General features: G+C 67.7%; 23 protein-coding genes. 6 read left to right on the forward strand and 17 right to left on the reverse strand.

The window, feature by feature from the left end; genetic code table 11:
- The 5 genes from SMCB_RS07265 to ffh form a co-directional block, all read right to left on the reverse strand.
- A complete protein-coding gene (locus tag SMCB_RS07265; protein WP_045535950.1) occupies positions 1-372 on the reverse strand; it encodes a response regulator transcription factor in 372 nt (123 codons plus the stop codon).
- 124 nt (positions 373-496) lie between these two features.
- Positions 497-3,232 carry a sensor histidine kinase gene (locus tag SMCB_RS07270; RefSeq protein ID WP_045535951.1) on the reverse strand — a complete coding sequence of 912 codons (2,736 nt, stop codon included), beginning with the start codon at positions 3,230-3,232 and terminating at the stop codon, positions 497-499.
- Positions 3,233-3,332: 100 nt separating this feature from the next.
- Positions 3,333-3,530, reverse strand: a complete 198-nt coding sequence (locus SMCB_RS07275; RefSeq protein ID WP_045535952.1) for a hypothetical protein — start codon at positions 3,528-3,530, stop codon at positions 3,333-3,335.
- Between the two features lie 32 nt (positions 3,531-3,562).
- Positions 3,563-4,195 carry a hypothetical protein gene (locus tag SMCB_RS07280; protein ID WP_197539327.1) on the reverse strand — a complete coding sequence of 211 codons (633 nt, stop codon included), beginning with the start codon at positions 4,193-4,195 and terminating at the stop codon, positions 3,563-3,565.
- Positions 4,196-4,269: 74 nt separating this feature from the next.
- Positions 4,270-5,667 carry a signal recognition particle protein gene (gene ffh, locus SMCB_RS07285; RefSeq protein ID WP_045535954.1) on the reverse strand — a complete coding sequence of 466 codons (1,398 nt, stop codon included), beginning with the start codon at positions 5,665-5,667 and terminating at the stop codon, positions 4,270-4,272.
- Between the two features lie 34 nt (positions 5,668-5,701).
- On the opposite strand from ffh, the gene SMCB_RS07290 reads away from it, so the two are divergent.
- The 6 genes from SMCB_RS07290 (at position 5,702) to SMCB_RS07315 (ending at position 15,313) form a co-directional block, all read left to right on the forward strand.
- Positions 5,702-6,502: a cytochrome C assembly family protein gene (locus tag SMCB_RS07290; protein WP_045535955.1), complete on the forward strand. Its 801-nt coding sequence runs from the start codon at positions 5,702-5,704 to the stop codon at positions 6,500-6,502.
- Complete coding sequence (locus tag SMCB_RS07295; protein ID WP_045535956.1) at positions 6,499-6,765, forward strand: PP0621 family protein; 267 nt, start codon at positions 6,499-6,501, stop codon at positions 6,763-6,765. The genes SMCB_RS07290 and SMCB_RS07295 overlap by 4 nt, the downstream gene beginning before the upstream one ends.
- 67 nt (positions 6,766-6,832) lie before the next feature.
- Positions 6,833-8,464: a sensor histidine kinase gene (locus tag SMCB_RS07300; protein WP_045535957.1), complete on the forward strand. Its 1,632-nt coding sequence runs from the start codon at positions 6,833-6,835 to the stop codon at positions 8,462-8,464.
- A gap of 51 nt (positions 8,465-8,515) precedes the next feature.
- A complete protein-coding gene (locus SMCB_RS12165) occupies positions 8,516-11,821 on the forward strand; it encodes an ATP-binding protein (RefSeq protein ID WP_052468447.1) in 3,306 nt (1,101 codons plus the stop codon).
- A gap of 44 nt (positions 11,822-11,865) precedes the next feature.
- Positions 11,866-13,806, forward strand: coding sequence for an EAL domain-containing protein (locus SMCB_RS12170; protein ID WP_052468448.1), 1,941 nt, complete (start codon positions 11,866-11,868; stop codon positions 13,804-13,806).
- A gap of 1 nt (position 13,807) precedes the next feature.
- Positions 13,808-15,313 (forward strand): sigma-54-dependent transcriptional regulator, encoded by a 1,506-nt coding sequence (locus tag SMCB_RS07315; RefSeq protein WP_045535958.1) that lies wholly within the window; start codon positions 13,808-13,810, stop codon positions 15,311-15,313.
- A gap of 19 nt (positions 15,314-15,332) precedes the next feature.
- Here SMCB_RS07315 and SMCB_RS07320 read toward each other — a convergent pair whose 3' ends face one another.
- The 12 genes from SMCB_RS07320 to SMCB_RS07375 all read right to left on the reverse strand — a co-directional run bounded on the left by SMCB_RS07320 (position 15,333) and on the right by SMCB_RS07375 (position 24,467).
- The gene (locus tag SMCB_RS07320) at positions 15,333-16,142 is read right to left on the reverse strand and encodes an energy transducer TonB (RefSeq protein WP_045535959.1); all 810 of its coding nucleotides are present in this window, start codon (positions 16,140-16,142) and stop codon (positions 15,333-15,335) included.
- Positions 16,143-16,186: 44 nt separating this feature from the next.
- On the reverse strand, positions 16,187-16,666 hold the full coding sequence (locus tag SMCB_RS07325; RefSeq protein ID WP_045535960.1) for a biopolymer transporter ExbD: 480 nt from the start codon (positions 16,664-16,666) through the stop codon (positions 16,187-16,189).
- Between the two features lie 21 nt (positions 16,667-16,687).
- Complete coding sequence (gene tolQ, locus SMCB_RS07330; RefSeq protein ID WP_045535961.1) at positions 16,688-17,410, reverse strand: protein TolQ; 723 nt, start codon at positions 17,408-17,410, stop codon at positions 16,688-16,690.
- The gene (gene ybgC, locus SMCB_RS07335; RefSeq protein WP_045535962.1) at positions 17,407-17,853 is read right to left on the reverse strand and encodes a tol-pal system-associated acyl-CoA thioesterase; all 447 of its coding nucleotides are present in this window, start codon (positions 17,851-17,853) and stop codon (positions 17,407-17,409) included. The genes tolQ and ybgC overlap by 4 nt, the downstream gene beginning before the upstream one ends.
- Before the next feature lie 12 nt (positions 17,854-17,865).
- A complete protein-coding gene (gene nusB / locus SMCB_RS07340; RefSeq protein ID WP_082027298.1) occupies positions 17,866-18,438 on the reverse strand; it encodes a transcription antitermination factor NusB in 573 nt (190 codons plus the stop codon).
- Positions 18,435-18,905, reverse strand: coding sequence for a 6,7-dimethyl-8-ribityllumazine synthase (ribH, locus tag SMCB_RS07345; RefSeq protein ID WP_045535963.1), 471 nt, complete (start codon positions 18,903-18,905; stop codon positions 18,435-18,437). Before ribH ends, nusB begins: the two co-directional genes overlap by 4 nt.
- Before the next feature lies 1 nt (position 18,906).
- Entirely contained in the window at positions 18,907-20,040 is a 1,134-nt protein-coding gene (gene ribBA, locus SMCB_RS07350; RefSeq protein ID WP_045535964.1) for a bifunctional 3,4-dihydroxy-2-butanone-4-phosphate synthase/GTP cyclohydrolase II, read from the reverse strand.
- Positions 20,037-20,657, reverse strand: coding sequence for a riboflavin synthase (locus SMCB_RS07355; protein WP_045535965.1), 621 nt, complete (start codon positions 20,655-20,657; stop codon positions 20,037-20,039). The genes ribBA and SMCB_RS07355 overlap by 4 nt, the downstream gene beginning before the upstream one ends.
- 6 nt (positions 20,658-20,663) lie before the next feature.
- A complete protein-coding gene (gene nrdR, locus SMCB_RS07360) occupies positions 20,664-21,113 on the reverse strand; it encodes a transcriptional regulator NrdR (RefSeq protein ID WP_045535966.1) in 450 nt (149 codons plus the stop codon).
- Between the two features lie 12 nt (positions 21,114-21,125).
- Positions 21,126-22,370, reverse strand: coding sequence for a serine hydroxymethyltransferase (gene glyA, locus SMCB_RS07365; protein ID WP_045535967.1), 1,245 nt, complete (start codon positions 22,368-22,370; stop codon positions 21,126-21,128).
- Positions 22,371-22,448: 78 nt separating this feature from the next.
- Positions 22,449-23,423: a lytic transglycosylase domain-containing protein gene (locus SMCB_RS07370; RefSeq protein WP_231851180.1), complete on the reverse strand. Its 975-nt coding sequence runs from the start codon at positions 23,421-23,423 to the stop codon at positions 22,449-22,451.
- 591 nt (positions 23,424-24,014) lie between these two features.
- A complete protein-coding gene (locus tag SMCB_RS07375; RefSeq protein ID WP_045535968.1) occupies positions 24,015-24,467 on the reverse strand; it encodes a DUF1841 family protein in 453 nt (150 codons plus the stop codon).
- Positions 24,468-24,496: the final 29 nt, after the last annotated feature.

The raw sequence follows: 24,496 nt of genomic DNA on the forward strand, positions 1-24,496 counted from the left end.
TCAGCTCAGCAGCAGCAGGGAGCGCACTTTTTCCACCAGCTCGCGGGTGGAAAAGGGTTTGGTCATGTAGGCGTCGGCCCCCAGCGCCAGCCCTTTGGCGACGTCGGTGTCGCGGCCCTTGGCGGTGAGCATGAGGATGCGGATGGATTTGAAGGCGTCGTTGGCGCGCAGCTCTTGGCAGACTTCGAAGCCGTTTTTGCGCGGCATCATCACGTCGAGCAAAATCAGGTCGGGCCGATGCTGCGCCAACAGCTCCAGCGCCTCGACTCCGTCGCGCGCCAGCAGCACCTGGTAGCCCTCGCGTTTCATCAGAAATTCGAGTGAAATCAGAATGTTGGGCTCATCGTCGACGAGCAACAGGGTGTGCGCCATGGTTTTAGTCTCCTCAAGCCGATTGTGCCGCCGAAACGGGCGGTTTTGCAGTTGGTTTGCACGCGCGCGCTTTGCACACACCCCATAGCCGCGCCAGCCTGTGGCCGCCGGCCGCGCTGCCGCTTCAGCTCGGGCGCAGCGGCAAATCGAAGCCAAAACACGCCCCGTGCCCCGGCGTGCTGCGCAGCCACAAGCGGCCGCCGCAGTGTTCGATGATCTGGCGGCTGATCGGCAGCCCCAGCCCGGTTCCGCGCAACCGCCCCTGGCCGTCGCTGCCTTGGCGAAAGCGCTCGAACACGCGCTGCTGGTCGTCTAGCGGCACGCCGGGGCCGTTGTCTTGCACCGTGACCACCGCCGTGCTGCCGCGCGGCTCCAGCCGCACCACGATGCGCCCGCCGGGTGTGGGCACGAACTTGGCCGCGTTGCTGATCAGGTTGAGCATGACTTGCGTCAGCCGGTCCGGGTCGGCCTGCACCCACAGCGGCGGCGCGCCCGCTTCGGGCAGCTCCAGCAGCAATTCGGTGCCCTTGTCGCGCAGCAGCTCGGCCGTGGTCTGGCACGACTGGCGCAGCAGCGGCGCCAGCTCCACCGCGCAGTGCCGCCAGTCGGCGTGGCCGGCTTCGATCTTGGCCATGTCGAGCACCTGGTTGACCAAGCGGCTCAGGCGCTCGGTCTCGGCCACGATGATGCCGATGAACTGCTGGCGCTGCTCGGGTGCGAGCTCGGGGTCGTCGCGCATCAGCTCCGACAGGGTGCGGATCGCGGTCAGGGGCGTGCGCAGCTCGTGCGTGACGGCCGACATGAACTCGTCCTTCATCCGGTCCAGCCCCTGCAACTGCTCGTTGGCGGCGCGCAGCTCGGCGGTGGCGCGTTCGAGCGAACGCGATTTTTGCTCCAGCTCCTGCGAGTGCAGGCGCAGCCGGTTCGTTTCGTCCAAGATGTCAAGCACGTCGGCCACCTCGAGCGCTTCGGCCTGCACCACCGAAGCCACCATGGCGTGCGCCGAGGCGCTGCCGATGGCGCCGGCGAGCAGGGTTTCCACTTGCTGCACCAGCAGCGCATCGGCGGGCAACTGCTCGATGCGGGCCACGCCGCGCTGCTGCGCGTACTCGGCCAAGCCGCTGCCGGCGCGCTCGGGGCCCAAAATGCGCTCCAGCAGCGCCAGCAAATCGGCCAGCCGCGCCTGCCCGCGCCAGAACACCGGCTGGGTGCTGGCGGTGCGCTCAAACACATCGACAAACAACAGCGCCTGGCTGGTCTCTTGCGCCGACGGGCTGCGCCAGAGCGAGACCAGCACATACGCGCCCACATTGGCCAGCAGGCTCCAGAACACCGCGTGCGTGAGGTGGTCCAACCCGCTCAGGCCAAACAGCGCTTCGGGCTTGAGCCAGGCCAGGCCCCACGGGCCGTGGAGCAAAAAGCCGTCGTCGAGCCAGCCCGATTTGGCCAGCGAAGGCAGCATCAGCGTATAGCACCAGAGCGCAAAGCCGAGCAACAAGCCGGCCAGCGCGCCGTGCCGGGTGCCGCCCTTCCAGTACATGCCGCCAAACAGCGCCGGCGCAAACTGGGCCACGGCGGCAAAACTGATCAGCCCGATGCCCATGAGCGCGTAGGCGTCGCCGGCGAGATAGAAGTAAAGGTAACCCAGCAGCAAAATCCCCACGATTGCGCCACGCCGGATGTTGAGCAGCCAGCGCTTGAAGTCCAGCGCCAGCCCCAGGCGCGCCTGCAGCCGCAGCAGCAGCGGCGCGGCCAGGTTGTTGCTGATCATGGTCGAGACCGCAATGCCATCGACGATCACCATGCCGGTGGCCGCCGAAAATCCGCCGATGAAAGCCAGCAGCACCAGCCACAGCCAGCCCTCGGCCAGCGGCAGCGCGAGCACAAAGGTCTCGGGGTGCACCGCCATGCCGGGCTGGGGGCCAAAGTAGAGCATGCCGCCCAAGGCGATGGGCAGCACAAACAGGTTGATGAGCAACAGGTAGAGCGGAAACACCCAGACCGCGCGCTTGAGGTGGCGCTCATCGACGTTTTCCACCACCATGACCTGAAACTGGCGCGGCAGCAACAACACTGACAGCAGCGCCAGCAGCGTGAGCGTAAACCACTGGGCGTAGGCAAAATCGCCCACATCGCCCAGCTCCAACAACCCAGCCATTTCGGGTACGGCGGCGGCGCGGGCAAAGATGTCGCCCACGCCGTCAAAGAGCACGAAGCTCACGAACAGGCCCACGGCCACGAAGGCCAGCAGCTTGACCAGCGACTCGAGCGCAATCGCCGCCACCAAGCCCTCGTGGCGCTCGCTGCTGTCGAGCTGGCGCGCACCAAAGACGATGGTAAAACCGGCCAGCGCCAGCGCCAGGTAAAAGGTGCCGTCGAGCCACCAGAGCTGCGGCTCGGGCAGGGGCTGGCCCAGCGGCGTCGTCAGCACCCCGTAGGCGATCGAAATGCCCTTGAGCTGCAAGGCGATGTACGGCACGATGCCGACCACCATGATGAGCGTGACCACCGCCGCCAGCCCCGGGCTTTTGCCGTAGCGGCTCGAGATGAAATCGGCGATCGAACTGATGCGGTAGGTCTTGGCGATGCGGATCATCTTGCGCACCACCACCCAACCCAAGATCATGGCCAGCGTCGGCCCCAGATAAATGGGCAAAAACCACAGGCCATCGGTGGCGGCGCGGCCGATGCTACCAAAGTAGGTCCAAGCGGTGCAATAGACCGCGAGCGACAGCGCATAGACCCAGGCACTGCCGACCAAGGAGCGCCCCTGGGCCGCGCGCCGGTCGCCGTAAAAAGCGAGCGCAAACAGCAGCAGCATATACGCCGTGGCAACCGCGATGACCAGCAGGGGCGACATGGGGCGTGGGGCCAGTTTTTAGGAGGTGGGCGGGGCCTGGGCTCTGGGGCTGGGTGGGGCGGCGGGCGCTTGGGCTGGCGTGTGGCTGAGGGGATGCAGCCTAGTCGGGGCTGCGCTCGACCAGCCAGGCCAGCAGCGCGATCAGCAGCGCCCAGAGCGTGAACATGGCCAGCGCAAACAGCGGAATGCCCCACCACTTGACGCTGCTGTCCCACAAGGCGATGAGCGGAAAGTTGAACACCAGCGCAGCGGCCGCAAACAGGGCCAGCAAGCGCTGCGAGAGCAAAGAGGGGTTCATGGCGGGCGTCCTCGAAGGGGCAGGCAGGGAATCTAGGGCTTGTTGTTGCTTGGGGGATGCAAATAGCGCGCATCCGACCACGTGGCCAGCCACTGCGGCGCGAAGGCCACAAACACCGCCACCAGCATGCCGGTGATAAAGGCGTCTCCCCAGGCCATGAGCCAGCGCGCCACCACGGCTTGCACAAAATCGTGCGAACCGGTCATGGTGTGTGCGAGCTCAAACAGCACCCCGGCCACGAACACCGCCAGCGCCGTGCCCAAAAAACCGCGCCCCAAGGTGTAGATGAAGATGTGTGGCGGCAGCCAGTGCCGGATGGCGGCACCGATGAAAAACGCCAGCGTTGCCGGCACCAGCCCCATCCAGAACCACTGCGACAGCGCACTGGCTGCGCCAGCGTCGCCCAGCAGCCATACCAGCACCCCCACCAGCGCCAGCACCGGCACAGCCAGCGGCCAGCCCAGCATCAAAAGCACCAAGCAGGCGCCAGAAAACTGCACCGGCAGCCCGACCGGCAGGTGCTGCGGCACCAGCCACAAGGCCGGCAGCAAGGCCAAGGTGCCCAGCACGGGCGAGATCAGCGCCCCGCCGGCGAGCAGCCGCCAAGGCCGCATGGCCAGCGCCAGCGCCAAGGCCAGCGCGCCCAGCAGCGCCTCGGCCCACAACAGGGTGCCCCAGCCACCGCCTGCCATCGTTGCCGCCAGATTGGGATCCAAAGCCGCTCCTGTGGTGGTGCCGCCTAGCCGCGCTGCCCCGGAAACTTGGGCAGGCCCATGCCGCCCAGCCCGCCGCCGCCCATGCCGCCCAACTGCTTCATCATCTTCATCAGGCCGCCGCCTTTCATTTTTTTCATCATGCCCTGCATCTGCTCGAACTCCTTGAGCAGCCGGTTCACTTCCTGCACCTGCACCCCGGCCCCGGCGGCGATGCGGCGCTTGCGTGTGGCTTTGATGAGTTCGGGCTTGCGCCGTTCTGCCGCTGTCATGCTGCAGATGATGCCTTCTTTGCGCCGCACCTCTTTGTCGGCCCGGTCCATGTCGGCGACACCGGCTTTGGCCGAGAGCTGGCTGGGCAGTTTGTCGATCAGGCCCGCCAGGCCGCCCATTTTTTTCATCTGCCGGATCTGCTCCAGAAAATCTTCGAGCGTGAAGCTGGCGCCGCTCTTGACCTTGGCGGCAAAGGCCTGCGCCTGCGCCACATCGACCCCGGCCGTGACCTGCTCGACCAGCGCCACGATGTCGCCCATGCCCAAAATGCGGCCGGCGTGGCGCTCGGCGTCGAAGGCCTCGAGGCCGTCGAGCTTTTCGCTCACGCCGGCAAACTTGATTGGCACCCCGGTCACGGCGCGCACCGACAGCGCCGCGCCGCCGCGGGCGTCGCCATCGAGTTTGGTGAGCACGATGCCGGTGAGCGGCAGCGCGTCTTTGAAGGCGCGCGCGGTGTTGACCGCGTCTTGGCCCTGCATGGCATCGACCACGAACAGGGTTTCGATGGGTTTGAGCGCGGCGTGCAGGGCCTGGATTTCGGCCATCAAGACGGCGTCGATGGCTAGCCGGCCGGCGGTGTCAACCAGCAGCACATCAAAGTGGTGTTTGCGCGCGTAGTCGAGCGCGGCAAGGGCGATGTCGAGCGGTTTCTGCTCGGGCGTGCTCGGGAACCACTCGGCGCCGGCCTGCGCCGTCACGGTCTTGAGCTGCTCGATGGCGGCGGGGCGATAGACGTCGCCCGAGACCGTGAGCACTTTCTTTTTGCGCCGCTCGATCAGGTGGCGCGCCAGCTTGGCGGTGCTGGTGGTCTTGCCCGCGCCTTGCAAACCGGCCATGAGCACCACCGCCGGCGGTTGCGCCGCCAGATTGAGCTCGCCGGCCGTATCGGCGCCCATGGTGGCCGCGAGTTCTTTGTGGATGATGCCCACCAGCGCCTGCCCCGGCGTGAGCGAACCCACCACCTCGGCGCCCAGCGCTTTGGCCTTGACGCGGGCGATGAAGTCGCGCACCACCGGCAGGGCCACGTCGGCCTCGAGCAGCGCCAGCCGCACCTCGCGCAGCATGTCGGCAACGTTGTCTTCGGTGATGCGCGCCTGGCCGCGCAGCTCTTTGACCAGGCGTGAGAGTTTTTCGGTAAGGGCTGAGGCCATGCGGGCAATCGTGGGCTGGGTTTAAACTCCGAGCATGATACTCGCCACAAGCCCTTGGTGGAGCACTGCGCCCGCGGTGGGTGCGGCGCTGGGCTACCTCGTGCTGGCCTGGGGCTCGCAGCGGCTCGGGCGTGGACCCACCAGCGGCCTGATGCTGGCGGTGTGGTTGCTGCATGGGCTGGCGCTGCTGGCGGCGCTCGCCGTCACACCGGCGCGCTTTGGCTTTGCCACCACGCTGTCGGTCACGGCTTGGCTGGTGCTCACGGTGTATGCAATCGAAACCCGGCTCTACCCGCAACTGGCCACGCGCTGGACTTTGGCCGGCCTGGGCGCCCCAGCGGTGTTGCTGGCGCTGCTGTTTCCGGGGCAGACTTACCCTGCCCTGCTCTCGGGCTGGCTGCCGCTGCACTGGGCCTTTGGTGTGGCCTCTTACGGTTTGCTGGGCGTGGCGGTGGCACACGCCTGGATGATGCAACGCAGCGAGCAGCAGATGCGCAGCGGCCAGCCCTCCAGCCAGGCCCTGCCGCTGCTGATGCTTGAGCGCATCACCTTTCGCTTCGTCGGTGCCGCCTTTGCGTTGCTCACCCTCACCTTGTTTGCCGGGGTTTATTTCTCGTGGCTGCTGCACGCCAGCGGCTGGGCTTGGACGCACAAGACCGTTTTTACCCTGCTATCCTGGGTTGTGCTGGGGGTGCTGCTGCTGGGGCGCTGGCGCTACGGCTGGCGGGGTTGGCGTGCGGCGCGCATGCTCTACCTGGCAGCGGGCCTGCTGCTGCTGGGCTATGTGGGTTCGCGCTTCGTGCTCGAAGTGCTGTTGCAGCGGGTGCCGGTATGAAGTACGCCTTGGTCGCGCTGGTGCTGGTGCTGGCGTTTTTCATCTGGCGCCACAAGCGGCGCCAGCGCCTGCGCGAGCGTGAGCAACACCAGGCGGCGCAGGCGCAAGCGGCGGCACGCAAACAGCAGGAACAGACTCTGGCCGCCCCGGTCCAGATGGTGCAGTGCCACCACTGCGGCCTGCACCTGCCGCTGAGCGAGGCCACCCCAGGGGCGCTGGGGCACTACTGTGACCACGAACACCGCCAGCGCGTCGAAGGCTAAAGCCAGCGCGGCGGCTGACGCTACGGGTTTTGCCCCGACCTGGTTTGTGCCGGCCCCTGAACCGCCTGTGCCCAGCGCGTTCAACTTCGAGACCACGACCGAATCGAGTGCCCGGCTGTGGCGTTACTTCATGGCGGCGCGGCTGCTGGTGGCCCTCGGATTGCTGGCTTGGCTGGCTTGGGCCCAAGCCCAGGGCCAGGCGCCGCTGTGGCTGCTGCTGCTGTGCGCAGCCTACCTCGTTTCTACCGCTGCCGTGCTGCGCTGGAGCCACCCGGCCCAAGCCGATTCGTTCTGGGCCCCGGGCTGGCTGCTGACCCTGTGGGTCGATCTGGCTTTTTTTGGCCTGCTGCAATGGACACACGGCGGCAGCGTGAACTACATGCCGCTGTTTGTGCTGCCGGTGTTGCTCGCGGCGGTGCTCGGGCCGCTGCGGCTGGCACTGGGCAGCGCGGCCTTTGCCACCCTGGTGTTGTTGTTCGATGCCGTGGCCGGAGAGCTGCTGCGGCCGCAGCACGCCGCCACCTATGCCCAAGGCGCCATCAGCGGCGCGGGCTTGTTCTTGGTGGCACTGCTGGTGCACCAGCTGGCGCAGCGCTTGGGGCGCGAGCAAGCCCAAGCCAGCAGCCACCGCGCCATGGCCGACGCGCAGGCGCAGGTGAACCAGATCATCGCCACCGGACTGAGCGAGGGCGTGCTGGTGATCGATGCGCGCGGCCAGATCTGGCACGCCAACCCGGCCGCTTGCGCCATGCTGGGCGCGGCCGGCGAGCAGCCACCCTACCCGCTTTTGCCCACCCTGCCGGCTTGGCCCTTGCTGTCGAGTTGGGCCCGCGCCCTGCTTTTACAGGGCAGCCACACGAGCTGCACCATGCGCCTACCGAGGCCAAGCGGGGAGCCCCTGCAGGTGCAGCTGCGCGCCCACCTCAACTGGCCGGCGCCGGGCAGCCCAGCGCAGCCCACCTGCGTCATATTTATGGAAAGCCTGCGCGACATCGAGGCCCGCATCCGCACCGAAAAGCTCGCGGCCATGGGCCGGGTGTCGGCGGCGGTGGCGCACGAAATCCGCAACCCGCTGGCCGCCATCAGCCAAGCCAACGCGCTGCTGGCCGAAGAAGCCCTGCAGCCGGCGCAGCAACGCCTGAGCCTGATGATCGGGCACAACGCCAAACGCCTGAGCCGCACCGTCGATGACATTCTGGAGCTGGCCCGGCAACCGCTGCGCCCCGACGGCAGCAGCCCGAGCTTGAGCTTGGACCCGACCGTCGCCGCCCTGCTGGCCGAGTGGCTGGCGCTCAACCCGCAGGCCCAGCTCGAATGGCTGCCCGGCGCCCCCCAAGCCACGGTCGCCTTCGAGGCCGAGCACCTGCGCCGGGTGTTGGTCAACCTGCTCGACAACGCGCTGCGCCATGCCGCCGACAGCCCGCAGCCACTGCAGCTCGCCACCCGGCACGGCAGCGAGGGCGTACAGCTCGAGGCCTGGAACCCCGGCCCACCGATGCCGGCCGAGGTCGAAGCGCACCTGTTCGAGCCCTTCAACTCCTCGCACAGCCGCTCCAGCGGGCTCGGGCTGTACCTGGCGCGCCAGTTGTGCCAGCGCCACGGGGCCCAACTCGACTACTGGCGCGCCGACCGCGCCGAGTCCCAAGGCCATGCCTTTGTGCTGCGCTTTGCTGCCCCGGCCAGCGCTGGCGGGCCATAAGGCGTATGCTGCGCCCTTTAGCCTGCTAAATTTGACTTAACTATGCATATCATGAAACCTAGTACACCGTTTGAGAGCAAAATCACGCTCATTTTTGCCGGCGTGGTGCTGGTGCTGCTGGTGCTGGCCTACACCGCCTTGCAGCTCACGCGCCACGCGCAGACCTTGGAGAAGCAGGTGGAGCACGCCCAAGAGGTGCTCGATACCCTGAACGCAATCAATGTGCACACCCTGCACATCGACGTCAAGCGGCAAAACTTCATCATCACGGGTGACCAGACGCTGCTGCCCCACCTCGACGTCCATCGGGTGCACCGTGGCCAAGCACTCCAAAGGCTGCGGGAACTGACGCAGGGCAATGCCGCACAGCAAGAGGTCTGGCATCAGATCCGCGAGCTGCTCGATCAACGGCGCGCCATGTCGGAGCGCATCATCGAACTGCGCCTGAGCGCGGGTGAACTGGCGGCGCGCCGCTACAGTGACGACACACCGATGCTCCAGACTAGGGTACGCTTGGCGGAATTGCTGGATACGATGGAGGCCCACGAGCAGCGCCTGCTGCGCACGCACCAGACCAAGCATGACCGCGCCCAAGCGATCAACGCCTATGCCTACGCCCTGCTCGCGCTGCTGATCGCCGCCCTGCTGCTGACCACCTTCTGGTTCATTCGGCGCCAACTGCGCGCCAATGAGGCCGGCCGGCGCGCGCTGGCGGCCAGCGAGCAAACGCTGGCGACGACGCTGAACTCGATCGGCGACGCGGTGGTGGCGACCGACACCCAGGGCCGCGTCAGCCTGATGAACCCCGTCGCCGAACGCCTCAGCGGCTGGGGTTTCGCCGCCGCCCAAGGCCAGCCCCTGGCCACTGTGTTGCACCTCATCGACGAGCACAGCCGCGCGGCGGTCGATTTGCCGGTTGCACAGGTACTGAGCAGCGGCAGCAGCGTTGGGCTGAGCAACCACCGGCTGCTGCTGGGGCGCGACGGCCACGAATGGCCGATCACCACCACCGCCGCCCCCATACGGGGCGCCGAGCAGCAGACCAGCGGCGTGGTGCTGGTGTTGCGCGACGTCAGCCTCGAGCGCGCCGCAGCGCGCGCGCTGCGCAGCCAAAACGAACTGCTGGAGCAGCGCGTGCGCGAGCGCACGGCGCAACTGCAGCAGAAGCAGCGGCGGCAGCAGGCCGAAAACCACGTGCTCGACGCCATCAGCAGCAACCAGCCCCTGAGCGCGGTGCTCGAGACCATTGCGCACGAAGTCGAGGCGCTGATGCCCGACGCGCTGTGCTCGATCCTGCTGTTCGACCCCGAAGGTGTGCACCTGCACCACGGCGCCGCACCCAGCCTGCCGGCCGAGTTTGTGCGTGCCATCGATGGGCTGCAGATCGGAGCGCAAGTGGGCTCGTGCGGCACCGCGTTGCACCGGAACCAGCAGGTGATCGTCAGCGACATCGGCACCGACCCGCTGTGGGCCGATTTCGCCGCTCTGGCCCTGCCACTGGGGCTGCGGGCCTGCTGGTCCACCCCGGTGCGCAGCGGCAGCACCCAAGTCTTGGGTGCCTTCGCCGTCTATTACCGCAGCCCGCGCACGCCGACCGCGTCTGAGCTCGAGTACCTAGACGACTGGTCGCGCCTGACTGGGCTGGCGATCGAGCGCCAGCGCGACGCCGACGCCATCGAGGCCTTGAACCACAGCCTAGAGCGGCGCGTGACCGAGCGCACTGCCGAACTGGAACTGGCGCGCCTGGAGGCGCAGCGCCTGTCGCAAGTCAAAGACATATTCTTGGCCACCATGAGCCACGAGATACGCACCCCGCTCAATGCCCTGTTCGGCATGCTGGAGCTGCTCGGCCTGCGCGCGCTGGACCACGAAGCCCAGCGCATGCTCGGCGTGGCGCTGCAATCGGGCCAGGCGCTGCTGCATATCATCGACGACATTCTGGACTTCTCTAGGATCGAGGCTGGCAAGCTCGAAATCCACCCCGAGCCGACCTCAATCAGCGAACTGATCGAGCTCAGCGCCGACAGCTTTCGCAAATTGTCCTCGAGCAAAGGCGTGCGCCTGTTGCACTGGGTGGACCCCCAGCTCAGCCCGCTGCTGCTGACCGACCGCTTGCGGCTGCACCAAATCCTGAACAACCTGCTCTCCAACGCCGTCAAGTTCACCCACGCCGGCCAAGTCACGCTCAAAGCGGAACGCGTGCAGCTCCAAGGCGCCACCGAGCGCGTGCGCCTGTCGGTGACCGACACCGGCATCGGCATCGCGCCCGCAGTCCAGGCCACGCTGTTCCAACCCTTTTCCCAAGGCGATGCGCAAACCACGCGGCGCTATGGCGGCAGCGGCTTGGGGCTGGCGATTTGCCGCCGCCTCGCCGACCTGATGCACGGCGAGCTCGAACTACAGAGCACGCCGGGCGTGGGCACGACCCTGAGCCTGACGCTGGACTTGCCCATCCTGAGCGCCGGGGAGCTGCAAGCCAGCCCGGCCGCTGCGTGGCAGCCCAGGCGCGGTAGCGCACCTGCCGCCTGCGCCTTCACGCCCGCCGACCGGGCGCGGGAGCGCGCTGCCGGGCGCCTGGTGCTGCTGGTCGATGACCACCCGAGCAACCGCGACCTGCTGAGCGCGCAACTGCAGACGCTGGGCTACGCCTCGGACCAAGCCAACGACGGCCATGAGGCCTTGCGCCTGTGGGAGTGCGAGCGCTACGGCCTGTTGATCACCGACTGCCACATGCCCGACATGGACGGCTACCAGCTGATGCGCGAGATCCGCCGCCGCGAAGCGGCCACGGGCCGCGTGCGCCTGTCCATACTGGCCTGGACCGCCAACGCCCTGTATGACTCCAGCGCCGACTGCGCCGCCGCCGGCGCCGACGACATCTTGGTCAAACCGAGCAACCTGCTGTTGCTGCAACAAAAGCTCGAGCAGTTGCTGCCCCAGGACGCGCCACAAGCTGACGGCGCCGCCGCGCCTGCGGATTCCACAGCAGCCGATGGCCCAACTGCCCCACCTGCGCAAGCGCCCACGCAACCGCCAGCGCTCAGGCGCGGGGCCCTGCGCGAACTGTCGGGTGGCGATCTGGCGCTGGAGCGCACGCTGCTGCTGCGCTTTCGGGCCGCGCACCAAGCCGACGCCGAAGCCCTCTGGCGTGCGGCCGCAGCCCGCGATGCCGCCGCGCTGGCGCACTTGGCGCACCGCATCCGGGGCGCGGCGCTGATGATCGGCGCCGACCCGCTGGGCAACGCCAGCTTGGCGCTGGAGCAGGCGGCCAAGGAACAGGACTGGAACGCCATCGAAGCGGCGCTGGCGGCTTGGAAAGAGGCGGCGGCTCAACTCGAACCCGAGCTGCCGACTTAGATCTGGATGCACAATAGCCACTACTGCAGCCAGGGAAATCAAGCATGAACCAATCTGAGATCGAGCGACTGCGCTTCATGATCGTCGAAGACGAGCCCACGCAGCGCGCCAGCTTGGTGGCCCTGCTGACGCGCATCGGGGCGCGCCACATCACGCAAGCCGAACACGGGCGGGCCGCGCTCGAGATGTTGCAGGCCCAGTCGCCACCGACCGACGTCCTGCTCTGCGACCTCGACCTGCCCGAGATGGACGGCATGGCCCTGTTGCGGCAAATGGCCGGCTTGCCCAGCCTGCCGTCGATCATACTGGTCAGCCAGCTCGACGCCGCCATGCGCGATTCGGTCTTTGCCATGGCCCAAGCCTACCGCTTGCCGATCTTGGGTGACATGGCCAAACCGCCCTCGCGCAGCAAGCTGCTCGACTTGCTGGCGCTCCACCAAGCGTCTGCGCTCCACAAGCCACGCCCTGCCAACGCGGCGGCACCCGCGGTCGAGCGCGATGAAATCGCCGCGGGCCTGAAAAAAGGCGAGTTCGTGCCCTACTTTCAACCCAAGGTCGAGATGGACAGCGGCCGCGTCGTCGGCGTCGAGGCGCTGGTGCGCTGGAACCACCCACACCGCGGTCTGCTGGCACCGGGGGCGTTTCTGGCTGCGGTCGAAAGCCACGGCCTGATGGACCACCTGACGTGGATCGTGCTGTCCCAATCGGCCGCCATAGGCCAAACCTGGCACCAGCGTGGTCTGGCACTGACGCTGTCGGTCAACCTCTCGCTCAGCTCGCTGGGCCGTGTCGAACTGGCCGAGCGCATCGTCGAAGTCGTGTCCAAACACGGGTTTCCGCTCAGCAGCATGATCCTAGAAGTGACCGAATCGGCGGCCATGCAAGCCGTCGGGCCCAGCCTAGAAAACCTGACGCGGCTGCGCCTGCGCGGCTTCGGGCTGTCGATCGACGACTACGGCACCGGCTACTCGGCGCTGCAGCAACTGACCCGGGTGCCGTTTACCGAACTCAAGATCGACCAATCTTTCGTCAGAACGGCGGTCCAGCACGAAACCACACGCATCGTGGTCGAGTCCAGCCTCGATATCGCGCGCAAACTCAAGCTCAAGAGCACCGCCGAAGGCATCGAAACCCCCCAGCAGTGGGAAATGCTCAAGGCCATGGGCTGCGACATCGCCCAAGGCTACCTGATCGCCAAGCCCATGCCGGCCGAAGCCCTGCCCGACTGGGTGGCGCGCTGGCACCCCGGCAGCCTCAAACGGCGCACGTCCAGTGCGCCTGAGGTTGACATTCTGCTGGTCGAAGACGAAGACTTCCAGCGCGCCACCTATGCCGAACTGCTGCGCCAGTTGCGGCTCGGGCGCGTCGAGACCGCGGCCAGCGTCGAACAGGCCCTGCATTGCCTCGAGTACGCCCGCTATGGGCTGGTGATCACCGACGTCGATCTGGGCCAGTCCAGCGGACTGGAGCTGGTGCGCCTGATCCGTTCGCGCCAAACCCCGGCTGGGCCGCAGACGCGCATCGTGCTGCTGTCGTCGCACGCCGAGGAAGACCTGGTGCTGCAGTCGATTGCGCTCGACATCAATGGCTACCTCGCCAAGCCAGCCAGCGCCTTTGCCTTGCAAGAAGCCATCGAACAAGCGCTGACCGAAGCCTTCATTGCCCAGCCTGCCGTCCACTATCTGGGCCTGAGCGCCGCCGAACCCCCTGCCGACTCGCCCCTGTCGGCCTCGATCCTGCGCGACACCCCAGCCCGCACCGCAACGCCCGAACACCCGAGCGGCCGCGCCTTGGCGCTGGAGGGCCTAGAAGCCGGCATGGTGCTGGCCGCGCCGATTTTGAACGAAGAACACAAGCTCATCCTGCGCAGCGGCCATGTGCTCACGGCGTCGATCATCAACCGCTTGCTCGAGATGCGCCACCTGCTGCTCAAACCGCTGGTCGTGGTGCATGCGGCCGCGCCACCCCAGCACCCCAGCGTCTGAAATGAAACTGCCCCCACCGAGCACCCAACCCCATCTGCTGGTCGTCGATGACGAACCCGACCTGCTCACGCTCTACGAGCTGACGTTGAGCAAAAGCGGGCACCGGGTCGCCGCGGCCAGCGATCTGGCACAGGCGCGCGCGCTGCTAGCCACACAGCATTTTGATGTCCTGATCACCGACATGCGCTTGCCCGACGGCTTGGGGCTGGAGCTGGTGCGCGAACTGGCCCAGGCGGGACGCGCAGAAAAAACCATCGTCGTCACCGCCTACGGCTCGGCCGAGAACGCGGTGCAAGCGCTCAAGGCCGGCGCCTTCGACTACCTGACCAAGCCGGTCGAGCCGGCACAGTTGCGCGCCGCCGTGGCCAACGCCCTGCAAGCCGCGCTGCCGCCCTGCAACGCCGTTGCGCCCCAGCCTGCAGCGGGGGCTGGGCTGGGCCGGGGTGAGGAATCGGAGCCTGCGACTGACGAACCCCGGCCCAGCCCGGCCCCCGCTGCTGGGCCCAGCGACGACCAGGGTGAAAAATCGGTGGCGACCGACCCCGCCCTGGCACCGCTGGTAGGCTCCAGCCCCGCCATGTGCGCGCTGCGCGAGCGCGTGCAGCGGGTGGCGCGCAGCATGGCGCCGGTGCTGGTGCTGGGCGAATCGGGCACTGGCAAAGAGCTGGTGGCGCGCGCGCTGCACCGCTGCAGCCACCGCGCTGGCGGGCCCTTCGTCGCCGTCAACTGCGGCGCCATCCCCGACACCCTGCTCGAAGCCGAATTCTTTGGCGTGCGCAAAGGTGCCTATACCGGCGCCAACGCGCACCGCGAGGGCTACTTTCAGGCGGCGGCAGGCGGCACCTTGTTTTTGGATGAAATCGGCGATCTGCCGCTGGCCATGCAAGTCAAGCTGCTGCGTGCGGTGCAAGAGCGGCGCGTGCGCAGCCTCGGCGCCACCGACGACGAAGCCACCGATGTGCGGCTGGTCAGCGCCACCCACCTCGACCTGGCGGTGGCCGTGCGCGAAGGGCGCTTCCGGCAAGACCTGTATTACCGCCTCAACGTCATCGACCTGCACTTGCCGCCGTTGCGCGAGCGCCTTGCCGACCTGCCCGAACTGGCCGCCGTGCTGCTGCAGCGCCTGAGCGAACGCAGCGGCCACCACAGCACCCCGGTGCTCAGCGCAGCGGCGTTGGCGCGCCTGGCCCGCCACCCGTTCCCTGGCAACGTGCGCGAACTGGAAAATCTGCTCGAGCGCGCGCTGGCGCTGCACCCCGGCCCCGTGCTAGAGGTCGAGGCCGTCGGGACGCCGCCACCCAGCGCCTTACCCACGGCAACTGCGGCGGCTGCAGCACCCGCAGAAAGCCCCGACGAACACGCCCCCACCCGCGAGCAACTGCAGGCTTGGCTGAACCAGCACCGCTGGAACCAGTCGCGCACCGCGCGCCAGCTCGGCTGGACCTTGGCCAAGCTGCGTTACTGGATGCAGCGCCACGGTTTGGCCGATACGAGCCCACCCCCATAACATCGTTGCGCCCAGACCCTCAGTCTTGCGGCCTAAAGCCCAAGATGAGCACGCTAGGCACGCGGCCATCGACGTCGCGGGGCAGGCGCCCCGTGCGTTCGATCGCCCGCAACACCGCCGCATCCCAGCCGGCATGGCCGCTCGATTGCAGCAAGCGGGCGCTCAGGATGGTGCCATCGGGCAGCGCGCGCAACTCGACCTCAGCGCGCGGATTGGCGCTGAGGATATCGGTGAAAACGATGTTCGGCCGTATCGCCGCCGCCAAGCGGTTGGCGTAGCCGGGTGAGGGGCCGGCTGCAACGGTGGCTGTACCGGGTGCAGCGGGCGCAGCCGGCGCCGCAGTCGCCGCCCGGCCCATGATGCGCTCGATGTTGCGCTGGCGCTCGGCCTCGAGCTGGGCTTCCAGTTCGCGCTGCTGGCGCGCTTGCTCGGCGGCGCGTTGTTGTTGCTGGCGCTGCTCGAGCCGCTCGCGCTCGCGCTGCTGCTCGAGTGCGATGGCCGCCGGGTTGGGCGCAGGCGCCGGGGCCGGTATACGAACCTGGGGCGGCGTGGGTGCAGGCGCGGGCGGCAGAGGTGGCACCGGTGGCTCGGGCGCGGATGGGGCCGCAGGTGGGGCCGGGACGGGCGCTGGCGCGGCTGGCGCCACAGCCGCCTGCGGCAGCTGCGCCCACAGCTCGGCCTGCACCACCTGCACGCTGGGCTCTTGCTGCCAGCTCACGCTGGCGCTCAAGGCCAGCAGCAGCAGCGCGTGTATCGCCAGCGCCAGCGCCAGCGGCAGGCGCCAGCGGCCGGGGGCCGGGGGGTTGAGGTCGGGTGGGGTTGCGTGCATCCCGCGCGGTCAGGCTGTGCTCAGGGGGTTTTCAGAGGCGGTGTTCAGGGCGTGGCTTCTTGCACGGCCAGCCCGATGCGCGCCACCCCGGCGCGCTGCAGCGCGTCCATGGCCTCGATCACCGTTTCGTAGCGCAGGCTGCGGTCGGCGCTGATGATCACCGGTGCCGCTGCGGGTGCGGGCGCTGTGGCCGCATCCGCCGCATCAGCGGACGCAGTGGCGGCAGCGGCTTGCAGGGCCAGCACCCGGGCCGGCAGCTGCTCCAGCGTGAGCGCCTGCGCTGGGCCGGTGGCGGTGCTGTCGCGCAACTCGATCTGACCTTGCGCGTCGATCACCACGTGGATGAAGCGCTCGGGCTGGCGCGCCGCTTGGCCGACGCCGGGCAGCTCGATCTGGCCGGGGACGATCAGCGTGGCCGTCACCATAAAAATGATCAGCAGCACCAACATCACGTCGATGAACGGCACCATGTTGATCTGGCTCATGGTGCGGCGGCCTCGGCCACGGGCGGCGACGGCGGGCATGGTGCGCGGCGCTCCGTGTGCTCAGCGCCCGACCGCCGGGGCCACCGGCACCGACGCGCCCGGTTGGCCTTGGGCGGCGACGTTGCGCTGCAAGATGTTGGAGAACTCGTCGATGAAGCTCTCCATGCGGTTGGCGGCGCGGTCGATGTCGTGCGCGAAGCGGTTGTAGGCCACCACGGCGGGGATGGCGGCAAACAGGCTGATGGCGGTGGCCACCAGCGCTTCGGCGATGCCGGGCGCGACCACTGCCAACGTGACTTGCGCCATGGCACCGATGCCGGTGAAGGCGTGCATGATGCCCCAGACGGTGCCAAACAAACCCACGTAGGGCGCCACCGAGCCCACCGAGCCCAAGAACGACATATTGGCCTCGAGCGCATCGACCTCGCGCTGCAGGCTGGCGCGCATGGCGCGGCGGGCGCCGTCGAGCAACGCGTCGGGCTGGCTGACGCGGCGGTCGCGCAGCTTGTGGAACTCGCGCATGCCGCTGGCAAAGATGCGCTCGGTCGGGCTGGCATCGGCAGCGCGTTGCAGCGCCGCTTGGTAGAGCTCGTTGAGCTGGCCGCCAGACCAGAAATCGCGCTCGAACTCGTCGCTTTGGCGTTGCACGCGGCGCAGCAGCAGACCTTTGCGAAAAATCGCCGCCCAGCTCAGGATCGAGGCGAGGATGAGCAACAGCACCACCGCCTGCACCACCCAGGTGGCTTCGAGCATCAGTTGGATGACGGAAAAATCCGGTTTCATGATTGATTCAGCAAATGGACCAAGGCCGGCGGCAGCCGCAGCGGCCTGAGCGTGGCGGCATCGACCCAGCCGATGCGGATGGTGGCCTCGCACAGCAGCTCGGCCACCGTGGGCTCATGCGCGGCGGCTTGGCTAGGCTGCGGCGGCCACAGGCGCGCCTCTTGGTGAAGTGTCAGGGTGGCGCGCCCGAGTTCCGTGACGCGCGCACTGACTTGCAACAAATCGTCTAGCCGCGCCGGGCGCTGGTAGCGCAGCGCGGTCTCGCTGACCACGAACACGCCCCCGGTCTGCTCGCGCAGGCGCTGCTGCTCCAGCCCGAGGCTGCGCAACCACTCGGTGCGGGCGCGCTCGAAAAACTTGAGGTAATTGGCGTAAAAAACGATGCCGCCGGCGTCGGTGTCTTCCCAATAGACGCGCACCGGCCAGTGAAAGGGTTGTGACATGGCTGTGCAGCTTCAGGCGGATGGCGCCGGCAGCGGGCGCACAGGCGCCGGTTGAGGGCTGCGGTTGGGGCGGGCGGCGTCGCGCTGCACCTCGGCGCTGCGCCACTGCGGCGCCAGCTGGTTGAGCACGCCATTCACGTATTTGTGGCCGTCGGTACCGCCAAAAGATTTGGCCAGCTCGATGCACTCGTTGAGCACCACGCGCCAAGGCACGTCGAGGCAGTGCTGCAGCTCGTAGGCCCCGATCCACAGCACCGCGTGCTCGATCGGCGACAGCTCGACCAACGGCCGGTCGAGCAGCGGCTCCAGCGCCGCGTCGAGCGCGGGCGCGCTGGCGATGCAGCCGTGCAGCAGCGCGTCGTAGTGCACGCTGTCGGCCTTATGAAAGCCGCTGAGCTCGCGCGTGAAGGCGTCGATCTCGGCCGCGGCGTTGCGCCCGACCAGATGCTGATAGAGCGCCTGCACGGCGAATTCGCGCGCCCGGGTGCGCGCCGATTTGTCGGCCGCCTTGCGCGGCTTGGGGGCCTCCGGGGCTGCAGCAGGGGCCGCTGCAGGGCCCACCGCCGCATGCGCGGGGGCGGTCATGTGCGCCCCCACTGCTGCAGCAAGCGCGCCATTTCCACCGCCACCCGGGCCGCGTCCACCCCTTTGTCCACTTGGCGCGCTTGCGCTTGCTGCAGGTTTTCGGTGCTCAGCACGGCGTTGGCCAGCGCAATGCGGTGGTCCAGCGCCACCCGGCTGATGCCGGCAGCGCTCTCATTGCAGACCAGCTCGAAGTGGTAGGTTTCACCCCGAATCACGCAGCCCAGCGCCACCAGCGCGTCGAAGCGCCCGCTGGCGGCCAGCGCCTGCAGCGCCAGCGGCAGCTCGAGCGCGCCCGGTACTTGCACCTGCTCGATCTGCTCGGGGGTCACGCCCAGGCGCAGCAACTCGGCACGGCAGGCTTGGGCCAGCGCGTCGGTCACGTCGAGGTTGAAGCGCGCCTGCACCAGCGCAACGCGCAAGCCCTGGCCGTCGAGCGCGGCGGCCCGGCCTTTGTCTGCACCCAGCATCTCAATGTCCTTTGTTCAAAAAACCGCTCACTTCCAGCCCGTAGCCGGTCATGCTCGGCATGCGCCGGGGCGCACCCAGCAGGCGCATTTTGTGCACCCCGCAGTGGCGCAAAATTTGCGCCCCGATGCCGTAGGTGCGCAAGTCCAGCCCACTGCGACCGCGCTCGGGCGCTTGGGTGGCGCGGGCCGTGCCCTCAAACTGCGCCAGCAGCTGCTCGGCGCTCTCGCCGCAGTTGAGCAGCACCACCACGCCGCGCCCCTGCGCGTCCATGTGGCGCAGGCTGGCCTCGAGCGACCACGAGTGCATGGCGCGCCCGACTTCGAGCGCATCGAGCACGCTCAGTGGCTCGTGCACGCGCACGCAGACCTCGTCTTGTGGCGCCCAAGTGCCCTTGACCAGCGCCAGATGCAGCGCCGGGCTGGTCTGGTCGCGAAAGGCGTGCGCGCTGAACTCGCCGCTGGCGGTGAGCAGGCTGCGGCTGCCGATGTGCTGCACCAGGCTTTCGGTGCGGCTGCGGTGCTCGATCAGGTCGGCGATGGTGCCGATTTTGAGCCCATGCACGGCCGCAAAGCGCTGCAGGTCGGGCAGGCGCGCCATGCTGCCGTCGTCGTTCATGATCTCGCAGATCACGGCGGCAGGGCTGCAACCGGCCAGCGCGGCGAGGTCGCAGCCGGCTTCGGTGTGGCCAGCGCGCAGCAGCACGCCGCCATCCACGGCTTGCAGCGGGAAGATGTGGCCCGGCTGCACCAGGTCGGCCGGGCGCGCCTCGGGGGCCACGGCGGCTTGCACGGTGCGCGCGCGGTCGGCGGCCGAAATGCCGGTGCTCACGCCCTCGGCGGCCTCGATCGAGACCGTAAAGGCCGTGCCCATTTTGGTGCCGTTGCGCGCCACCATGGGCGGCAGTTGCAGCCGCTCGCAGCGCTCGCGCGTGAGCGTCAGGCAGATCAGGCCGCGGCCAAAGCGCGCCATGAAGTTGATCGCCTCGGGCGTGACGTGGTCCGCGGCGAGCACCAGGTCGCCCTCGTTTTCGCGGTCTTCTTCATCGACCAAGATCACCATGCGGCCAGCGCGCAGCTCGGCAACGATCTCGGCCACGGGCGCAATGGCGACCGGTTCGGGGCTGGGTGTGTTCATGCTGGGGTTTTGAGCATGCGCGCCACATAGCGCGCAATCAGGTCGATTTCGAGGTTGACCGGTTGGCCGGCCTGCAACTGGCCCAGCGTGGTGTGGCTGAGCGTGTGCCCGATCAGGTTGAGGTGGCATTCGCAGCCCTCGGGGCGGTCGAACACCGCGTTCACGGTCAGGCTCACGCCGTTGACGGTGATCGAGCCCTTGGTGGCCAAGTACGGCGCCAGCGCCGGCGGGGCCAGCAGGTGCAGCGCCCAGCTCTCGCCCACCGGGGCAAAGTGCAACACGCGGCCCACCGCATCCACGTGCCCGGTGACGATGTGGCCACCGAGCCGGTCTTGGGCGCGCAGCGCTTGCTCCAGATTGACCGCGCCCGGGCGATCGAGGCCGGCCGTGTGCGCCAGCGATTCGGCCGAGACCTCGACCGTGAACTCGTGCGCTGCCAAATCGAGCGTGGTCACGGTCATACAAGCGCCGTTGAGGGCGATGCTGTCGCCCAAGCCCACCCCGGCCAAATAGCCCGGCGGGGTTTGGATGCACAGGCGCTTGCCGTGCTGCGCCGTAGCGCCTAGCGGATGGACGGCGGTGATGCGCCCCACCCCGGTGATGATGCCGGTGAACATAGGGCGCTATTGTCGCACTTCATCGACTAGGGTCTTGAACTCGTCGATGTCTTGGAAGCTGCGATAGACGCTGGCAAAGCGGATGTAGGCCACCTGATCGATTTTTTTGAGCTCGCGCATCACCATCTCGCCCAGCCGCTGTGAGGCCACCTCGCGCTGCCCGAGTTGCAGCAGAGCTTCTTCGATGCGCTCGATGGCGGCGTCGATCTGCTGCGTGCTCACCGGGCGCTTGCGCAGCGCCAGGGCGAAGCTGGCGCGCAGCTTGGCGGCGTCGTAGTCGATGCGCCGGCCGTCTTTTTTGACCACCAGCGGCAGCGCCAGCTCGGGCCGCTCGTAGGTGGTAAAGCGCTTGTCGCAGGCCGGGCAGCGGCGCCGGCGGCGCACGTGTTGCCCGTCTTCAGCCACCCGGGTTTCGGCCACTTGGGTATCGGGGTGGCTGCAAAAAGGGCATTTCATGCCCGGCCCCCATCAGCCATAGACCGGGAAGCGCGCGGTCAGGGCGTGCACCTGGGCGCGCACCGCTTCCAGCGCGGCTTCGTCGCGTGGGTGGTCGAGCACGTCGGCCACCAAGTTGGCGGTCAGGCGCGCTTCGTCGTCTTTGAAGCCGCGCGTGGTCAGGGCCGGGGTGCCGATGCGCACGCCGCTGGTGACCATCGGTTTTTCGGGGTCGTTGGGGATGGCGTTTTTGTTGATCGTCATGTGCGCCCGGCCCAGCACCGCCTCGGCTTCTTTGCCGGTGATGCCCTTGGCGCGCAGATCGACCAGCATGACGTGGCTTTCGGTGCGCCCGCTGACGATGCGCAGGCCGCGCTCGGTCAGGGTCTGGGCCATGATCTGGGCGTTGCGCAGCACCTGCTGCTGGTAGGCTTTGAACTCGGGTTGCAGCGCCTCTTTGAAGGCCACCGCCTTGGCGGCGATCACGTGCATCAGCGGGCCGCCTTGCAGGCCCGGGAAGATGGCGCTGTTGATGGCTTTTTCGTGCTCGGCCTTCATCAGGATGATGCCGCCGCGCGGCCCGCGCAGGCTCTTGTGCGTGGTCGAGGTCACGACGTCGGCGTGCGGCACCGGGTTGGGATAGACGCCGGCGGCGATCAGCCCGGCGTAGTGCGCCATGTCAACCATAAAAATCGCCCCCACCTCTTTGGCGACGCGGGCAAAGCGCTCGAAGTCGATGCGCAGGCTGTAGGCCGAGGCCCCAGCGATGATCAGCTTGGGCCGGTGCGCGCGCGCCTTGGCCGCCATCGCGTCGTAGTCGATTTCCTCGAGCGCGTTGAGGCCGTACGAGATTGCGTTGAACCACTTGCCGCTCATGTTGAGCGCCATGCCGTGCGTCAGGTGCCCGCCTTCGGCCAGACTCATGCCCAAGATGGTGTCACCGGGCTTGAGGAAGGCCAAAAACACCGCCTCGTTGGCCGACGCACCGCAGTGCGGCTGCACGTTGGCGGCGTCGGCCCCAAAGAGCTGCTTGAGGCGATCGATGGCCAGTTGCTCGGCCACATCGACGTGCTCGCAGCCGCCGTAATAGCGCTTGCCCGGGTAGCCTTCGGCGTATTTGTTGGTCAGCTGCGTGCCTTGCGCCGCCATCACCGCTGGGCTGGCGTAGTTCTCGCTGGCGATGAGCTCGATGTGCTGCTCTTGGCGCAGGTGTTCGGCTTGGATGGCGGCCCAGATTTCGGGGTCGGTGTGGGCGATGGTGGTGGAGCGAGAGTACATGGATGGCGGTGATTGGGGGGCCGTTTTTTGGCCGTTTTTTGGCCGGTGCGCGCAGCCCTTGCAGGGCCCCTGATTTTATCAGGAGGGCAGCGATTGCGCCGGGTAGGGGCTGGTGTCGGCCGGGGCCTTGGCTTCCCGTTCGGCGGCCGTCAGCGGGGCGATGTCCAAGGTAGCGGGGGCCACGGCATCGGGCACCACACCAGGCGCGGGCATTTGCGCCGCTTCAGTGATAGCGGACGGGCTGCTGCTGGCGCTGGCCGCGCCCAAGGTGCGCCGCTGTCCGGCATTGAAACCCACGCGCTGCCCCACAGCCACGCGGTGCAGCCGGTCGCGCTCCGAGAGCACGCGGTCGATGTAGTCGCGCCCGTCGGTGCTCACCGCCCCCACATACAAGCGCAGCCCGCCCTCGATCGAGCCGGCGCGGCGGATGGTGTCGCGCAAAATCATGGCACCCACGCGTAGGTTGGTGAGCGGGTCGAACACCGCCAGCTTGCCGCCAAAGTCTTCGAGCTTGGCGCTGTGCACCCGCGTCATCACCTGCATCAAGCCCTGCGCGCCCACGGGGCTGGCGGCAAAAGGGTTGAAGCGCGACTCCATGGCCATCACGGCCAAGATCAGTTTCGGGTCCAGATCGAGCTGCTCGCCCACCACGTAGGCCTCGGCCACCAGCGCGCTCATCGGCTCTTTGGCCACCCGGTATTTGCGGCTCAACCAGTCGGTCACGCGCTGCTGCTGGCCGGTCAGGTCACTCGGGTCGGCCACGGTCACGCGCTCGATCGCACGGGGTTCGACCCTCACCTCTACTGCGGCCAACTGGCGCTGCAGCAGCCAGCCCAGGGTGTGGTACTCCAGCCCTTGGCGCAACTGGGGCTGCAGGGCCAGCGCGCCCAGAGCCAGCACCAGCGCCAGCCCGAGCAACAGCAGGCTGCCGCGGCCCAAGCGCAGCAGGCGCTGCAACCGGGAAGCGACGCTGCGCTGAGCAGGCGCGTCGGGTGGGCTTTGCAGCGCCGTGTCAGAAGGCCCAAAAAAACGGGCCAAAGTGGATGCAGTCAAGGCAACTCCTTTAACGTTGCCCAAGCTCCAAACCCAGCGCAAAGCGGTGCGCATTGGGGGCTTGAAATGGGCAAACGTGGGTTGGGCCGAAGCGGCACCGTGAGGGCGCCAGCTCGGCAGTCTCTGGGGCAAACGGGCCTCGAGAGCACGGCACCAGGGCGAAGATGCGCGGATGGTAGGGGCCTCAAAATGCCCTGTCAAGACTTTAGAATCTATTTTTCATGATTTAAATGCATATAAAGATCCAGCCTACGGCTCGTACACAGACTTGCAGGAAGGGAAGCCGAGTCAAAAGGCGCAAAAATATTCATCGACAAAAATTTTTCGATAGTGAAATTTTTCTGCTCAGCCAGCCCCCGATCGGCTAAAGTGAAGTCGTTGGCTTTGGCGCCTTGATTTTTACAGCCCTAGCCGACCACTGCCCGCGCTGGGGGTTCCCCTCAGCGCCCGGCAACTGGAACGCAAGCAATCCCTTGCTTGCGACGCGGTGCGACAAACACACTCCGCCGCGTCACCGGGCTCGAAGTGTCTTCGGCCCAACGGCCTCGGTGGGTGCAGCCTGCCGGGGCCGTTTGCGTTTATGGCCAGCGCTCAGTCCGCCGTGGCGCGGCGGCGCACGTGGTCGAGGTAGGCGGCGCCATCGGGTGGGCGGCCGCTGCGCTGGCTCTCCCAGAGCATGCGCCCCAGGCACTCCATCACCTCGTGCTGCGCCGCGTGCACGCTGCCCCGGCGCGCCGTCAGCAGCTCCACCGCCTGGCGGATGCCCGGCGGCTGGTCGATCGAGCACTGCTCGCTGATGCTCAGGTGCATGGACAAGTGCAAAAAGGGGTTGTCGCGCGGCGGCATCTGAACTTGCCCCTGCCCCGGCCCCTGCATGGCCAGCAAGGCGGCATCGAGGTCGGCCAGCTCGGCGTGGTATTCGGGGTGGCGATCGATCCACTGGCCGGCCAGCACCTCGATCGGCTCGAGCGCTGCTTGCTGGCCCAGTTTGGCATAGACGCCGCAAAAAAAACGCCGCACATCGGCTTGTGAGGGTTCAAACATGGTCCGATTGTCGCCCCTGCTCACCCCGG

Source organism: Serpentinimonas maccroryi, from assembly GCF_000828915.1.
Taxonomy (GTDB): domain Bacteria; phylum Pseudomonadota; class Gammaproteobacteria; order Burkholderiales; family Burkholderiaceae_C; genus Serpentinimonas; species Serpentinimonas maccroryi.